We start from the raw sequence: 15,649 nt of genomic DNA, 5'->3' as shown, positions 1-15,649 counted from the left end.
CGCTAACGGATTATAGTCGCCGCAAATGAACAGGAGGCCCGCCATGACCCTTCACGCCACCATCGACCGGGTGACAGACCGCATCCGCGAACGTTCGCTGAAATCCCGCACGGCCTATCTGGCAAAGATCGCCCGCGCCGCCCAGGAAGGTCCGGCCCGCGCCCACCTGTCCTGCGGCAACCAGGCCCATGCTTATGCCGCCATGTCCGACAAGGAGGACATGGCAACGACGCGCAAACCGAACATCGGCATCGTCTCGGCCTATAACGACATGCTGTCGGCGCATCAGCCCTTCGAGCACTACCCCGAACGGATCCGCCAGGCGGGACGCGCGGCGGGTGCGACGGTGCAGGTCGCGGGCGGCGTGCCCGCGATGTGCGACGGCGTGACCCAAGGCCGCCCGGGGATGGAGCTGTCGCTGTTTTCGCGCGATGTGATCGCCTTGGCGGCGGGCGTGGCGCTGTCGCACGACTGCTTTGATTCGGCGATGTATCTGGGCGTCTGCGACAAGATCGTGCCGGGCCTGATCATCGCGGCGGCGACCTTTGGTCATATCCCGGCCGTCTTCGTACCGGCGGGTCCCATGCCCTCGGGTCTGCCCAACGACGAGAAATCCAAGGTTCGCCAGCAATTCGCCACCGGCGAGATCGGTCGGGATGAGCTGATGAAGGCCGAGATGGCCAGCTATCACAGCGCAGGCACCTGCACCTTCTATGGCACCGCGAACACCAACCAGATGCTGATGGAGTTCATGGGCCTGCACCTGCCCGGTTCCAGCTTCGTGAACCCCAACACCCCCCTGCGCGAGGCGCTGACCGTCGCTGCCGTCGAACGCGCCGCCGCCATCACCAACCTTGGCAACGATTATCTGCCCGCCGGTCAGGTTCTGGACGAGCGCGCCTTCGTGAACGGCATGGTGGGCCTGATGGCCACGGGCGGTTCGACCAACTTGGTCCTGCACCTGCCCGCCATGGCGCGTGCTGCAGGCGTGCTGCTGGATATCGAGGATTTCCACGACCTCTCGGAAAACGTGCCGCTGATGGCGCGCGTCTATCCCAACGGGCTGGCCGACGTGAACCATTTCCACGCAGCCGGCGGTCTTGGCTACATGATCGGTCAGCTGCTGGAATCGGGCCTGCTGCATCCCGACGTCAAGACGATCAATGGGACGGGGCTGGACGGCTATACCGCCGAACCCAAGCTGGACGATGGCCGCGTGCGTTGGGAAGCCGGCGCCAAGGACACGCTGAACGACCGCATCCTGCGCTCCGCCTCGGACCCCTTCGCCAAGACCGGCGGGTTGAAGCAGCTGGAGGGCAACCTGGGTCGCGGTGTCATCAAGATCAGCGCCGTCGCCCCCGAGCGTCACGTGATCGAGGCAAAGGCCCGCGTCTTCTCCGACCAGGAATCGGTCAAGACCGCCTTCCGCGCCGGAGAGTTCACCGAGGACACCATCGTCATCGTCCGTTTCCAGGGCCCGCGCGCCAACGGCATGCCGGAGCTGCACTCGCTGACGCCGACGCTGGCGGTGCTGCAGGATCGGGGTCTGAAAGTGGCGCTGGTCACCGACGGGCGCATGTCGGGTGCCTCGGGCAAGGTACCCGCAGCCATCCACGTCTCGCCCGAGGCGGCGATGGGTGGGCCGCTGGCGCGCGTGCAGGATGGTGACCTGGTGCGGCTGGATGCGGCATCGGGACGGCTGGAATGCCTGGCGCCCGATTTTGAAAGCCGCGAACCGGTTGCCTTCGACAATTCGGACAGCAGCGAAGGCCTGGGCCGCGAGATGTTCGCAGCCTTCCGCGCCGTTGCCGGTCCCGCAACCGAAGGCGCAGGCGTCGTCGTCTGATGAACACTCTTTCCCTCCGCAGGGTGCCTGCGGGGGGATAACCCTTAAGCTGCCGCTGCAACCTCGCAGACCACGCGCCGCAGATAGCCTGCGAAATCGGCGGCGACATGGCGGGCCGGACCATCTGCCACGTAGACGTTCAGCCATGTCGGCGGCAACGGCGGCAGCGTCCCGCCATGGTCCACCACTTCCAGTCCCGGCTGAGTGATGCCGCGCGGCAGCAGCGTCACACCCAGGTCCGCCGCCGCCAAGACGCGCCAGGTCTCGCTTCCGCCATCGCTGGCAACCTGCAACCACTCGATCCCCGCCTGATCCAGCGCTGCCATCCCGACGGGGTGGTATGCGCAATGGGCGCTGTCGGCGACGGGCAGCGGACGCTGGCGCCATGCCTCGCCCCCGACGGCCCCGAACCAGGCCAGATCGACCTTGGCCAGATGGATCGCCCCCGGTGGCGCGTCGAATTCCGTCGTCAGGATCACGTCATGTTCGCCACGCTTCATCTGCACCCGCAGATCCTTGCTGCGGGCGTGGTTCATCACCAGTTCGACCCGCGGCTGGTCCTGCCGGAAGGCCCGCACCGTCTGTGCCACCTTGGTAAACAGCCAGTCGGTCGTCAGCCCGACCCGCAGCCGCGTCGCAGGCTGCACGCCCGTGAAGCGCGAGAGGATCGCATCGTTCAGCGCCACCAGCTTGCGGCTTTCACCCAGCAGATCCAGCGCCAGATCCGACAGCACGACACCGCGCCCCGCCTTGGTCAGCATGGGCCGCCCGAACAGATCCTCCAGCCGCTTCATCTGCATCGAGAGCGCGCTCTGCGTCATGTTCAGCGATTCGGCCGCCCGCGTGACGGTGCCGTATTCGGCGACCGCCTGAAGCGAGCGCAACGTCGCAATGTCCAGATTTCGCATGCCCAAGCCAACCTTTCACGATCCGTGATGGGACCCATCAAAACCATTCGTTTCTCGAATAGGAAAACCGCAGCTATTGATCAATAACCAAGATCGGAAATTCCCGATCCATCACCAAATCTGATGCATTCGATCAACGGAGTTGAAGCATGTCGTCCACATCCCTCGTCCGCGTCGTCACCGGCCATGGCATCATCCCCCGCACCCACTGGCTGGAGCGGTTGCTGACTATCTTCGACGTCCGGCGCACGCGCATCGATCTGGCGCGGCTGACGGATGCCCAATTGCAGGATATCGGGGTGACGCGTGCCCAGGTAGAACAGGAGCTGGCCCGCGCGGCATGGGACATCCCCGCCGGATGGAAGGGGCGGCGCTAGTCCGTCAGCCTGGGGCCGAAACGTTCCAGCATCCGCTTCTCGATCTGGTCGCGGGTCTGGCGATAGGCGGCCAGCTTGGCCTCGCGCCCCTCGGCCAGGCCGGTCGGGTCCATGATGGGCCAGTATTCGATATCCAGATGGGCGTGGCGCGTCATTTCCAGCGCCATGCGCTGGCTGGCGGGCGACAGGGCGATGATCAGGTCGAACTGGCCCAGGTCGTCGCCCCAATCCTGCATCTCGTCGAAGCTGCGGCTGCGGTGATTGGCCAGCGGGATGCCCACCTCGTCGCAGACGGCGATAGCGAAACCGTCCACATCCATGTCGTTCTTGACGCCCGCGGATTGGACATAGGCGGCATGACCATAGAACTTCTTCATCATGCCCTCGGCCATGGGCGACCGGATGGCATTATGGTCGCAGCAGAACAGAACCGACGAGGGAAACGTGTTCTGCGCCATGATCTCAGCTTTGCGGGATCAGGGCGCAGATCAGGGTGAACAGGCGCCGGGCCGTGTCGATGTCCAGCGTGGCCTTGCCCTCCAGCCGTTCCTGAAGGGTGCGCGCGCCCTCGTTGTGGATGCCGCGCCGGGCCATGTCGATCGCCTCGATCTGCGCGGGGGGCAAGCGTTTCACCGCGTCGAAATAGCTTTGGCAGATCTGGAAGTAATCCTTGACCACCTGCCGGAAGGGGCCAAGCGACAGGTGGAATTCGGCAACCTTCTCGGCGGTCTCGGTTTCCACGTCGAAGACCAGCCTGCCCTCGCGAATGCAGAGTTCCAGCACGAAGGGGCCTTCGGGCGCATCGGCGCCATCCCGTCCGGGCACCGCGAAACTGTTGTCCTCGATCAGGTCGAAGATCGCGACGCGGCGCTCCTGCTCCATTTCCGGGGTGGCGGGCGCAATGGCGCTGTCGTCGATCTCGATCCGGGTGATGCGGCTCATTCGCGTGGCCTTTCGTTCAGCGTCCCCAACCGAGCCTGAACCGAAGCGCCATGCGCCTGCAAGCCCTCGGATGCGGCCAGACGCACGGCGGCGGGGCCGATGGCGGCCAGTGCCCCCGGTGTCAGCCGCGCCATGGTGGTACGCTTCAGGAAATCCATGACCGACAGCCCGGAACTGAACCGAGCCGAACGCGCCGTGGGTAGCACGTGATTCGGCCCGCTGACGTAATCGCCGACGGCTTCGGGGGTATGCGCGCCGAGGAAGATTGCACCGGCGTGGATGCATTTCGCGGCCAGCGCCTCGGGGTCGACCACGCAAAGTTCCAGGTGCTCGGGGGCAATGCGGTTCGAAAGGCGCGCGGCCTGATCCAGATCCTCGACCACGATCAGCGTGCCGTAATCGCGCCAGCTGGCCCCCGCGATGGCGGCGCGGTCCAGCGTCGGGATGATGCGTTCAACCTCGGCGGCAACGTCGCGGGCCATGGCGGGATCGGTGGTGATCAGGATGGATTGCGCATCGGCGTCATGTTCGGCCTGCGCCAGCAGGTCCCAAGCCAGCCATTCGGGGTTCTGTTCGCCATCTGCGATGACCAGAACCTCCGAGGGGCCGGCGATCATGTCGATGCCGACGCGGCCAAAGACCTGACGCTTGGCAGCGGCGACGAAAGCGTTGCCGGGGCCGGTGATCTTGTCCACGGGCGCCATCGTGTCGGTGCCATAGGCCATCGCCGCCACCGCCTGCGCTCCCCCAATGCGATAGATCTCGTCGACGCCGGACAGCTGCGCCGCCAGCAGGACCAGCGGGTTGATCACCCCGTCCGGCGTCGGCACGCAGATGACCAGACGTTCCACCCCAGCCACCCGCGCCGGGATCGCGTTCATCAGCACGCTGGAGGGATAGGCCGCCTGCCCGCCCGGCACGTAAAGCCCCGCCGCCGATACCGCCGACCACCGCCAGCCCAGAGTCGCGCCTTCGGGGTCGGTCCAGCTGGCGTCCTCGGGCATCTGGCGGGCGTGATAGGCGCGGATGCGCTCGGCGGCCAAGGCCAGCGCGGCGCGATCCTCAGGCGAGACCTTGGCCACCTGCTCCTCGACCTCGGCTGCGGTGAAGCGCAGGGTTTCGGGCGTCAGCTCCAGCCGGTCGAAGCGCGCGGTCAGCTCGCAAAGCGCCGCATCGCCGCGATGGCGCACATCGGCGATGATATTGGCGACGGTGGTGTTGACGTCGACCGAGTCCTCTCGCTTGGCGTTCAGCATTCGCTGGAAGCCCTGTTCGAAATCGGCATCCGTGATGTTCAGCGTGACCGGCATGTTCTTCGTTCCTTGCAGCCTTGCGGCTTTCCTTCGGCCCGTCACTCGGGGTGACTGGGCGCCTTCCCCGAGACGGCGCGATAGGGTCGCGTCACGTCCCGCAGGTCCAGGTTGATGCATTCGACCTCGGCGACGATGGTGCCGTCGCCTGCGAAATCCAGCGACAGGCGGCCCGTGCCGTCATCGCCCGGCGTCCAGCGCAGCGCCAGCAGCGACAGGACCGTGTCCGCATCGCGGTCCACGCCGTCGCTGACCAGACGCATGACGTCGTTGACGACCAGCAGCGACTGGACGCGTTCGAAATCGCGTCCCTCGGTCCGGGCGGCATCGGCGTCCTCCCACCGGAAGCGGTTCAGCAGCAGCGCCAGGCGGCGTGCCTTGGGGTCGTGGCTGATCTGGGTCGCGGGCAGGATCGCATCCTGCGCCAGCGACGAGAGGATGCGCAGATCGACCTCATCCTCGGCCCTGATGGTCAGGGGACGGGGGTCGGCATCGCTGAAACGGGCATCCTCGGCCATGATCACTCCTCCTTGACGCGTTCGATATGGGCACCGACGCCGCGCAGCTTGCGCACGACGTGTTCATAGCCGCGATCCAGGTGATAGACGCGGCTGACGGTGGTCTGTCCCTCTGCCGCCATCCCCGCCAGAATCAGGCTGACCGAGGCGCGCAGGTCCGTCGCCATCACCGGTGCACCGCGCAGCTTTTCCACGCCCGTGACGGTGGCATGTCCGCCGTGAACCTCGATCTGGGCGCCCATGCGGGTCAGTTCGGGGGCATGCATGAAGCGGTTCTCGAAGATGGTCTCCTCCAGCACGCTGGTGCCCTCGGCGGTGCACATCATCGCCATGAACTGGGCCTGCAGGTCGGTCGGGAAACCGGGGAAGGGTTCGGTCGTGACGTTGACGGCCTTCAGGCGGCCGTTCCGGCGGCTGACCTTTAATCCGCGCTGCGTTTCCTCGACATCGACGCCGGCCTCGTTCAGTTTCTCGCAGAAGGCTGACAGCAGGTCGATGCGGCCGCCCAGCAGTTCGACCTCTCCGCCGCACATCGCCGGGGCCAGCATATAGGTGCCAAGCTCGATCCGGTCGGTGACGACGGGATGGGTCGCGCCGTGCAGGGACTGGACGCCCTGAATGGTGATGGTGCCGGTGCCCTCGCCCTCGATCTGGGCGCCCATGCGACGCAGGCATTGCGCCAGATCGACGATCTCGGGTTCGCGGGCGGCGTTCTTCAGCACCGTGGTGCCGCGCGCCAGGGTCGCCGCCAGCAGCGCGTTTTCCGTCGCCCCGACCGAGACGATGGGGAATTCGAAGACCGCGCCCTTCAGACCGCCCGCCGGTGCCTTGGCATGGACATAGCCGTCGCGCAGATCCAGCGTCGCGCCAAACGCCTCCAGCGCGCGCAGATGCAAGTCCACGGGCCGCGCACCGATGGCACAGCCACCGGGCAGCGACACCTCGGCCACGCCATCACGCGCCAGCATCGGACCCAGCACCAGAATCGAGGCACGCATCTTGCGCACGATGTCGTATTCGGCGCGATGGCTGGTCATGTCGTGGCTGGACAGCGCCAGCACCTGCCCGTCCTGCAGGCTGGCCACCTCGGCGCCCAGGCTTTGCAGCAGCGCGGTCATGGTGCGGATATCCGACAGTCGCGGCGCATTGGTCAGCGTCAGCGGCTGATCGGTCAGCAGCGTCGCGGGCATCAGCGTCAGGCAGGCGTTCTTGGCACCCGCGATCGGGATTTCGCCCTTGAGCGGGCCGTTGCCCTCCACGATGATCTGATCCATCAGCTGTCGTCCTTGCCTGTCTTGTCGGCCGTTTCAATGGCGGCCTTGTTATCGGGTTCCGAATCGTCCGCACGCGCCCTCGCCTGCGCCTTGCGGCGCGCCAGATTCGCGCGCAACGCCTGTCGCAGGCGATCATCGCGGCTTTCCGGGGCAGATTTGTCTTTGCGTCGATCCGTCATGGTTCATCTGTTAGCGCCCGCCAGCGTCGCAGTCCAGCAAACGCAAAGCCTAGCGGGGGGCAATCGGCAAAATCTGGAAAAAATTCGAAAATGCTCTTGCAGCCACTTGGGGCATTGGTTAAACGCCCCTCCAACGATGCTGTGGTAGCTCAGTGGTAGAGCACACCCTTGGTAAGGGTGAGGTCGAGAGTTCAATCCTCTCTCACAGCACCAGTTATTCTCCAATATTTTGAATAACTTGTGTTAAATCAGAGACTTGATGACCCCTCGGTGGTATACAGAGGTGGTCAACATGGCCCTTGGAATGCCCAGACCCACGAAGCACCCGAAAACCGGCGTCTACTATTTGAACGCCAGAGTTCCGTCCGATCTGGTGGCGCAGCTTGGCAAATCCCACGTCAAGAAAACGCTTGGGACCAAGGACCCAAAGGTTGCCAAGGAACGCTTCCCTGTTGAGTTGGAGGCGCTCCGAATGCAGTGGCAGGCAGCCCGCACAGGCCCACAGGCAATTCCCCATAAGCAGCTTGTAGCTATCGCAGGCGAAGAATACCGCGACTACATGGCGATGCTGGAGGATGAACCGGGCGAGCCGTCCTTCTGGATGACGATGGAAAAATTACATGACCGCGTCGCCTACTCGTCCGATACTCTACGCAATTGGTATGGTGGCACAGCCGACCGTCTGCTTGCCGAAAAGGGTCTGAACGCTGACTCTGCAAGCTATGATCGCTTGATCGGTGAAATACACCGCACGGCGGTTCAGTGAGCGGCTCAACAAAAGAAACGAGCAGATGGCAACTATAGCCCTGATCCTGCCGCGAACAGGTTTCCAGAGTGGGAACGTCCAGAGGCTACCAACAACGCGGCTGTAAGCATCAGCGATCTATTCAGGGCGTGGGAGCGCGACCACCTTTCTGATGGTAAATCACCCCGAACCGCATCGGACTTCCGGCACAAGGTTGAATCGCTGATTACATATCTTGGGCATGACGACGCGTTGCGCGTTGGGCCGATCAATATCGCAGATTGGTGCAGCCATCTCAGGCACGAACAGGGGCTATCGGGGCGCACTGTCAGCCAGAAATACCTTGCTGCGGTCAAGGTGATCTTCCGCATTGCTGTGGAAAAGCAGAAGCTGTCAGTGAACCCGGCTGCCGACGTGAAAGAACCATACAGCAAAGCCCTCAGAACGCGGTCCAAAGGTTTCACGGATGCGGAAGCGCAGGCAATTCTTAAGGCCGCGCTGGCTGATCCATCGACCCTTGGCCGACGTTCGGATTTGAATAAGCGGGCCATTCGCTGGGGGCCTTGGATTTGCGCGTTCACAGGCGCAAGGATCACAGAAGTAATGCAGATGCGGGCAGAAGACCTCATCGTGACGTTAGGCATTCCCTGTTTGCGCATCACTCCAGACGCTGGGTCGGTGAAATCCGGCTCTTACCGTGTCGTGCCGATACACCCTCAACTGATAGAGATGGGGCTTCCCGACCTATTCCAATCCCTGAAACCCGGGCCTGTGTTCTATTCCACCGCCCCGCATCGTGGCAAAGCGGCTGATCCTGTTGAACGTGCGCAAGCTGCTGGCGGGAAGGTCGGCCAGTGGGTCAGAAATGATGTAGGTGTCAAAGGCAACGTGCAGCCCAATCATGGATGGAGGCATCGCTTCAATACGTTGGGACGGGACGTCGGCATCGGTATTGAATATCTTGATGAAATCCAAGGTTACGAGGATGGACGGGCGTCATCCGAATATGGCGACACTTCAATCAGGGCGTTGTGGCGCGAAATCCAAAAGCTTCCGCACATTCAGGTCTGAAGCGCCACCACGATAAGACAAATTCAATGACACGCAGGGCTGCGCAATGCGCCCTCCTGGTCGGTGTATAGGAGGCCTGCAATCAAGCTGTTCCAGACAGGCACCGGTAAACACTGGACCGCGCGATACCCAAGCGTTTGGTAATCTGGGCAGGTCCAACGCCCTCTGCTTGTAGTGCTCTGATCTTGTCCCCATCAATTGATGGCTTCCGTCCGGTATAGATACCTTTTGCTTTGGCTTTGGCGATCCCTTCCATTTGCCGTTCTTTTCGGAGATTGGTTTCGAACTCTGCGAAGACCCCAAGCATCTGGAAGAATGCCTTCCCCGCGGCACTGCCCGTATCGACAGGCTGTTCGGTCGCACGAAGTGTGACACCTCTGTCCTGTAGCTGGCGAATGATCGTGGTTAGGTCGTCCATCGACCGGGCAAGGCGATCAAGGCGGGTGACGACCAGTGTGTCGCCATCTCGCATGAACTCCAGCAAGGTTTGCAATTCGTCGCGCCCTTCCATCTTGGTTCCGCTGCGCTTCTCTTCGCGGATCACCTCGCACCCGGCTGCCATCAGTGCGTCACGTTGGATCGTCAAATCTTGGTCAGTGGTCGATACGCGGGCATAGCCATAGGTCTTCATCAAACTGTCCTTTTTGGGTTTAGACCTTGAAAACATCATGTCCGAAAACCCTCAAGTCAACCCTATTGAGACAAGTAAAGCGTCCGATTGAACTGTTCGTTTAGAATATACCCCTATCGGACACAGCCCAGATTACTTCGACGCATCGCCACACCCCTGATTGTCAAGTAAGGCAACCGCTTGTCGTGTTCGTGCTAATAGCAGACAGTATCTGTAGCTATCCCAAGCGATAGCCGAAGCCCTATAGTTGTCTCATCCCGCATAGAAAACTGTATCGCCGACCCGATAGCGGCAATCATATGAGCTCCGCCTGATCGCCGAAGAATAGAGGACGACGTTGCGGCATCGGGCGCGGGGGCTGTCAGCTTGACCTTTGGGTTCTCGTTTCAAAGATTGATGCAACTTGGATAGCAACCATCCCCACCCTGTCCACAAAACAGCCATCCGACGCTGGGCGATGCGGAGCAAGGAAGCGAAGCAGACCCCAAGCTTGCGTGAGATTACAGGCCATTCATCGGATGCAGACCGGTGGTGGGGGTAAATTGCGCCCAGCCGCTATAGCGATAGGGCTTTCAAATATGCGACCCAAAACCAGTCTGTATGCTCTGTAATACCGCTAGTGAACGCGGCGGACCTATATGCCTATGGCTTTGTTCCTTTCATCTTCCAGCTCCTTCACCTTTTTCATCAAGCCCCGCAGTCGCAGCAAAGCCTTTTCGGCCTGCACTTTTTCGCGCGAAAGACGATCCAGTCTTTCTTTCAGAATATGAAGGGCCGTTTGGCAAACTTGGTTCTCGTCTATTTTCATGGGTCGCTATCCTTCTAGGTTTATCATGAATACCCCACCCCCATCGCGTCGCAGATCGACAAGACGGGAGGGGAATTTGTTTCGGCTATTGCAATGGGGGGTCTTAATTCCGCTACGGAAGATCTGAGGCATCGCCTTGGGCCGCATATGATCCACATTGATCGTGTGCTGCATGGCTCTGATCCTGCTTCGCAACAGGCCTACGGTTTCCATTCCCGTTCAGGGTCTTTGTAGTCCGGAGGACACGAGGCAAGATGTATGGAAGGGAGAGAGTTCGCGCTTCATACATCTCCTCGATTAGCCTGCACCGTTCCGGTCCAAGTTGGAGGGTGGGTAAGACGGGGAGGCAGGGAGGCAGGGAGGCAGGGAGGCAGGGAGGCAGGGAGGCAGGTTAGAAGCTATGGCACTTCAAGTAAGAACCAATGTGCCCCTGTAGCTTTCCCTTTAGCTTTTACCATATATGTGCGGAGGGTGGATTGCAGTTTTGCTCTATCGGGTCTCGTTGGCCTGCCACTTTGCACCAAGCAATTGACGATAATCCCAACCCTGAGGCATGGCGGGCGGTGGTGGGATCGCCATCCTAGTTCCTGCAACATATGTGGGCTGAGGGTTGTCAGGCAGTGGCACATCGGCCTTGATGGCCCTCTTCACATCGAAGCCCCACCGTGCTTTGCAATATGAATGTGCCAGTTTGGAAATATTGTAGATCGCCAGATCCTTGTCCGCAGAACCACACTTGCCAATGCTTGAGGTTCGGCTAGCCCCTAAGAGCTTTGGGGCTGTGAATATATTTCTCAGATGTGCATCAAAATCTCTTGCTGCTAGGATGAGTTGACCGAGAAATTGCATCTGAGCCGTTGGCGCCATCCTGTGCAGGTCGTAGCACAGCCATTTGGCGCGATTGTAATGGTATCGGTTTCGCTGTCGTGCCTCATACTTGCGACTGCCACGGTTAGAATTCCTACTTGCCGCTGCCTGACAAGCCTTCCCACAGTAACGCTGGTTGCTGCGTTTCTTGATGAAAGTGATGCTACATCTTGGGCATTCGGAGGGGGATTGTGACGATTTCGGAATAGGTCACGTCCTTTCTTGAGGGATAAAGATGAAAAACCGCTGGCGACTTGGCCAACGGTTGGTTTCTGGATTGCTGAGTTGAGTGATGAAGATTGTGCTAGAGGCAGTAGCCTTCAGCGGCCCCCGCCACCGTGATGCCAGGAAGCCAAGGCATGGTGCTTCAGGATCATCGGCGACCCGTTTGGTCCTCTGTCACCTCGGCGGGTGAACGCTGGGGTGTTCGGCTCCTTGCAATGGGGGGCGTTAATTCGCAAGACGACGTATGCGAGCCACCATTCAAGCAGGCGAAACACCCGTGAATCCAAGAGGCAGATACGATCACGGATGATGACTGGGAATGCCAAGGCGGTGGCCACCCTTGCGGGGATTTGACCAGCCGCCTGACCCAGCATTCCTAGGCGGCGAACCTGCCATCTTCGAACATGCGAGCTTGTCCCAGCGCGGTCAGGCTTTCAAGCAGGGGCTGCACGGTCGTGGCACGGCCTCTGGCGAACTGGCGGGCGATCTGTTCCGGGGTCGCGATGCCAAGCTCACCCAGCTTGCGCTGAACGGCAGACAATTGGTCGGGCAAGGTCTTCGGCCACGGCGTCTTAGTGGTCGCAGCAGCGATCCCAAGGTCCATTGCGCCTTGGCCTGCCTTTGTCGCGACTGCCTTGCCATCGGGGTTCTGATAGTCCGGGCGCAGCCAGCGGATCAGGCCTGTCGCCTCCTCAGCGGCCCGTTCCCGGTTCAGGTCCACAAGGCGGTGAAGGATGTCGTCGTCGGACAGGTCCGCAGGCCAGCCATAGGCCTCTGCCACGGCTACGTCGATGCGGTCGTGAAGATCACGAAGGATGCCAACGAGGCCTTGGTCATAGACCTCCTTATCCTTCCCTTCGATCTTCGTCCCGGCCCGGACTTTTTCCAGCAAATTGTAGAGGCCGGTCAGGGTCAGCTTGGGATGCGCCGCCAGCCGGTCCTTGCGATGCGCGTCGAGTTGTTCGCCTAGGCTGCGGAGAGTGGCGGTCTGGGCATCCGTGGGTGTCGGGAAGGGGAAGGGCAAGAAACAAACGGAATGGTTATAGCGTGGTCGATCTTCTAAAGTTCCGCCAGCAGCAAGAGACCATGTGATGTGGTATCGCGAAGACAAAGTCGCCATAATTGATTGGTCATCGACTGTGATATTGATGATCTCGCTTTCGGTAAGGCAATCATCTGGGAGCATCTGAAAGATGCGATGCTTGGCGGTTCGAGTAGTGCCAATATGCCTGCGAAGTTTTGCAACTGCAGTCCTGAGTTCCGGGCGGGTCTTACCGAACAACCACCATTCTTCAGCGTACTTTGCAGCATCTTTGGAATTTCCAGCCTTTGCAGCGCGGTCAGGTTTCACATGATCCATTAGGTGTTGGACTAACTGTGGAAAGTGGGCCTGCGCGTCTTGCAAACTTAACCCAAACAAGTCGATTACGAATACCCCTCGCGAACTTTGGGCCAAATCCCGTCCGTTGAAAAAGCGCTTGAGGTGGTCGTCTAGTTTCTCCGGCGCGTCTAATGCAAGCGTTTTGGCTTGTTCGTTCGACACTAAGAACCCAGTACCATGTAGCTTCACGCCCATATGAGCTAGACCTTCATTCGCTTTTAAAGGCACCGCTCCCGCAACATCCGCACCCAATCGCAAATTGGCAAACACTTTGCCCTTCTCAATCGAAAACGAGACTTGGCGGCCCTCTGCTTCCTGCTCACCTCTTGTCTCATTGATGATCGTCAACAACCGCCCCGGCTCACTCGCCGGCCCTGCCACCGTCATTGCGATCCGCACAGCCGCGCCATCCCCAGCATCCACCCACGGATGATCCGGCACGGCGAACAGCAGCGACAGCGGCGTCTTGCGGTCGTTCAGGTGCGGTTCCAGCACACGGCGGTTAAAGGTCTGACGCAGAGAGTTGGTTGTGATGAAGCCCATGCGGCGGCAGCCCTTGGCCTTCGCCTTGTCGGTCGCAGACCTGTAGGCGCGGGTCGCAAGAGCGGCCTTTTCCCACCAGAACATGACGAAGTCGGCGCTATGGGGCATCTTGGGGTAGGCCTTCCACAGCGCCTCTGCATAGCCATCGCCAAGTGCGTCCCGCATCCGGCTGGCCCCGATGAAAGGCGGGTTGCCGACGATGAAATCAGCCTCGGGCCACTTAGCAGATTTCGGGTTTGAATAGTCAGGGACACGCACCCGTGCATCCGGGTCGGGTATAGGCTGGCCGGTGATGTGGCTGGTGATCATCGTCTCGCCGTCCCAGCGGGTGACGGGCTGGCCTGCTTCGTCCAACCGGGGTGTCATCGCCTCCCACGTCAGCACTGCGTCCCGGTTTTCGATGTTCTTGAAGTCGCGCAAGACGGGTTCGGCGGGGCTGGCCTTGCCGTGGGTGCGGAAGTGCCATTGCAGGTATCCGATCCACAGCACCAGTTCCGCCACCGCAGCGGCCCAAGGGTTCAACTCGATTCCCAAGAACTGATGGGGGTCCACCGTATGGCCCGCCAGTGACAGCGCGACCTGATCCTGCCCCAAATCGGCCATCAGTGCCGTGACCTCTCCCTCCAGGCGTTTCATCAGTTCAAGCGCGACGTAAAGGAAGTTGCCCGACCCGCAGGCAGGGTCCAGCACACGGATTTCGCACAGGCGGCGGTGGAAAGCCTCAACCTCGGCCAAGGCCTCTTTGTCCTTGCCTTGGTTCACCAGCGTCAGAGCGGCCCCCTGAACGGCCATCCAATCGGCCCGCAAGGGTTCGATGACGGTCGGCTTAACTAGCCGTTCGACGTAAGCACGGGGCGTGTAATGTGCGCCCAGCTTGTGCCGATCTTTGGGCGACAGGGCGCGTTCCAGCAGAGTGCCGAATATCGCAGGCTCAACCTCTTTCCAGTCATGCTGTGCAGCCGTGATCAACAGAGACAGCTGGACCTCGGAAAGTGGCAATGCGGAAGCGTTCTTGAATAGCCCCCCGTTAAACCGCTTCAAGTCGCATGTCAGGGTGGGAGAGAAGCCGCCCGTATTCATCGTCTCCCACAAACTTTGCAGGGCTGGTGCTGCGTGTTCCGGATGCCCCCGGAGCTTGATCAGCAGGTCTTTGAAGGAATCCGGTGGGATCAGATGCACGTCTTCTGCGAACATCGTGAACAGACAGCGCATCAGGAAACGCGCCACGTCCTCTGGCCGGTGCCCCTGCCCCTCAAATGAACGGCCAAGTGCTGCAAGTTGGTTGGCGACACCGCGTGTAACTTCGGCACTGATTTTGGCGGGGTCCAGTGAATGGGGATCGGTCCAGATCGCCCTGAGGCGTTCAACTGTCTTAGGGTCGTTCAGGTCGTCCAGCGTTATGCGATAGCGGGCACCGTCAGGGAACTGGGTATAGCCTTGGCCTTGGCCGCTGAAATCAGCGTAGACTTCCAGCACATGGCCTACGTCCGCAATGATCAAGAATGGGGGCCAGCCATCGCTTCGAGCAACGGCGCGGGCATAGCCGTCGGCTTGGTTCTTGGCCCGCAGCATTGTGTCATCCCACCGCCTTGACCCCCTCACTCCGTGCCCCTGACGCTGTATCTTGGGCAGGTCGGATATGAGGGACAGTTGGTCTTCGTCGGTCTGGGTAGATTGGCCGGTGCCCTGCTTCGCCTCCATAACAAAGCACCCGCGCCTGTAGAGGTCGATGAAACCGCGCGACTGTGCCCCAGTGTGAATAAATGTAACGGGCCGCTCGAAGCGGTAATCGTCGTTCTGCGAGTCTGCTGTTGCCGGTTTGGGCGCTGGGACGTTCAAAAGCTGGGTTAACTCAATTGCGAACTGCTGAAAATTCGCCCGCTCACTACCCCCAGATGCTTTCCAGCGCTCTGTAAATTCCTTGATAGACAACCCAATGCTCCCCAATCCAATGATCTCATCATTGCCCATTTGAATGAGTGGGGCCAACTGCAAAAGAGCATGGGATCATAAGCTATAGCGAA

Annotated in this window: 14 protein-coding genes and 1 tRNA gene; 5 read left to right on the top strand and 10 right to left on the bottom strand. The window is 60.9% G+C overall.

Features of this window, described 5'->3' with window-relative positions; genetic code table 11:
• Nucleotides 1-43 precede the first annotated feature (43 nt).
• A complete protein-coding gene (gene edd, locus DDE75_RS04775; RefSeq protein WP_108501222.1) occupies nucleotides 44-1,846 on the top strand; it encodes a phosphogluconate dehydratase in 1,803 nt (600 codons plus the stop codon).
• A gap of 44 nt (nucleotides 1,847-1,890) precedes the next feature.
• On the opposite strand, the gene DDE75_RS04770 is transcribed toward edd, so the two are convergent.
• Complete coding sequence (locus DDE75_RS04770; protein ID WP_108501221.1) at nucleotides 1,891-2,754, bottom strand: LysR family transcriptional regulator; 864 nt, start codon at nucleotides 2,752-2,754, stop codon at nucleotides 1,891-1,893.
• Between the two features lie 149 nt (nucleotides 2,755-2,903).
• Here DDE75_RS04770 and DDE75_RS04765 point away from each other — a divergent pair, with 149 nt between their 5' ends.
• A complete protein-coding gene (locus tag DDE75_RS04765) occupies nucleotides 2,904-3,131 on the top strand; it encodes a DUF1127 domain-containing protein (RefSeq protein ID WP_108501220.1) in 228 nt (75 codons plus the stop codon).
• Here DDE75_RS04765 and DDE75_RS04760 read toward each other — a convergent pair.
• Genes DDE75_RS04760 through DDE75_RS04735 form a run of 6 tightly spaced genes read right to left on the bottom strand, consistent with a single transcriptional unit; the run spans nucleotide 3,128 to nucleotide 7,354 of the window.
• Nucleotides 3,128-3,589 carry an arsenate-mycothiol transferase ArsC gene (locus DDE75_RS04760; protein WP_108501219.1) on the bottom strand — a complete coding sequence of 154 codons (462 nt, stop codon included), beginning with the start codon at nucleotides 3,587-3,589 and terminating at the stop codon, nucleotides 3,128-3,130. The two genes, DDE75_RS04765 and DDE75_RS04760, sit on opposite strands and share 4 nt — an antisense overlap.
• A gap of 4 nt (nucleotides 3,590-3,593) precedes the next feature.
• Nucleotides 3,594-4,073, bottom strand: coding sequence for a UPF0262 family protein (locus DDE75_RS04755; protein WP_108501218.1), 480 nt, complete (start codon nucleotides 4,071-4,073; stop codon nucleotides 3,594-3,596).
• Nucleotides 4,070-5,383, bottom strand: a complete 1,314-nt coding sequence (hisD, locus tag DDE75_RS04750; protein ID WP_108501217.1) for a histidinol dehydrogenase — start codon at nucleotides 5,381-5,383, stop codon at nucleotides 4,070-4,072. The genes DDE75_RS04755 and hisD overlap by 4 nt, the downstream gene beginning before the upstream one ends.
• 41 nt (nucleotides 5,384-5,424) lie before the next feature.
• Nucleotides 5,425-5,901 carry a DUF2948 family protein gene (locus tag DDE75_RS04745; RefSeq protein ID WP_108501216.1) on the bottom strand — a complete coding sequence of 159 codons (477 nt, stop codon included), beginning with the start codon at nucleotides 5,899-5,901 and terminating at the stop codon, nucleotides 5,425-5,427.
• A gap of 2 nt (nucleotides 5,902-5,903) precedes the next feature.
• Nucleotides 5,904-7,175: a UDP-N-acetylglucosamine 1-carboxyvinyltransferase gene (gene murA, locus DDE75_RS04740; RefSeq protein WP_108501215.1), complete on the bottom strand. Its 1,272-nt coding sequence runs from the start codon at nucleotides 7,173-7,175 to the stop codon at nucleotides 5,904-5,906.
• Nucleotides 7,175-7,354, bottom strand: coding sequence for a hypothetical protein (locus tag DDE75_RS04735; protein WP_108501214.1), 180 nt, complete (start codon nucleotides 7,352-7,354; stop codon nucleotides 7,175-7,177). The genes murA and DDE75_RS04735 overlap by 1 nt, the downstream gene beginning before the upstream one ends.
• Nucleotides 7,355-7,492: 138 nt before the next feature.
• On the opposite strand from DDE75_RS04735, the gene DDE75_RS04730 reads away from it, so the two are divergent.
• The 3 genes from DDE75_RS04730 to DDE75_RS04720 all read left to right on the top strand — a co-directional run bounded on the left by DDE75_RS04730 (nucleotide 7,493) and on the right by DDE75_RS04720 (nucleotide 9,170).
• Nucleotides 7,493-7,567 (top strand) — tRNA-Thr (locus DDE75_RS04730).
• Nucleotides 7,568-7,646: 79 nt separating this feature from the next.
• Nucleotides 7,647-8,120 carry a DUF6538 domain-containing protein gene (locus DDE75_RS04725; RefSeq protein ID WP_162798898.1) on the top strand — a complete coding sequence of 158 codons (474 nt, stop codon included), beginning with the start codon at nucleotides 7,647-7,649 and terminating at the stop codon, nucleotides 8,118-8,120.
• Between the two features lie 231 nt (nucleotides 8,121-8,351).
• Nucleotides 8,352-9,170, top strand: a complete 819-nt coding sequence (locus DDE75_RS04720; RefSeq protein WP_245894623.1) for a site-specific integrase — start codon at nucleotides 8,352-8,354, stop codon at nucleotides 9,168-9,170.
• A gap of 82 nt (nucleotides 9,171-9,252) precedes the next feature.
• Here DDE75_RS04720 and DDE75_RS04715 read toward each other — a convergent pair whose 3' ends face one another.
• The 3 genes from DDE75_RS04715 to DDE75_RS04705 form a co-directional block, all read right to left on the bottom strand.
• Nucleotides 9,253-9,801 (bottom strand): recombinase family protein, encoded by a 549-nt coding sequence (locus DDE75_RS04715; protein ID WP_108501355.1) that lies wholly within the window; start codon nucleotides 9,799-9,801, stop codon nucleotides 9,253-9,255.
• Between the two features lie 634 nt (nucleotides 9,802-10,435).
• On the bottom strand, nucleotides 10,436-10,609 hold the full coding sequence (locus DDE75_RS17210; protein WP_162798897.1) for a hypothetical protein: 174 nt from the start codon (nucleotides 10,607-10,609) through the stop codon (nucleotides 10,436-10,438).
• Between the two features lie 1,468 nt (nucleotides 10,610-12,077).
• A complete protein-coding gene (locus DDE75_RS04705; protein ID WP_245894622.1) occupies nucleotides 12,078-15,596 on the bottom strand; it encodes a class I SAM-dependent DNA methyltransferase in 3,519 nt (1,172 codons plus the stop codon).
• Nucleotides 15,597-15,649: the final 53 nt, after the last annotated feature.

Source organism: Paracoccus indicus, assembly GCF_003056335.1.
In the GTDB taxonomy this organism is placed as follows: Bacteria; Pseudomonadota; Alphaproteobacteria; order Rhodobacterales; family Rhodobacteraceae; genus Paracoccus; species Paracoccus indicus.
Note: the sequence above shows the minus strand (reverse complement) of the source record. Positions and strands in the feature narration are given on the sequence as shown.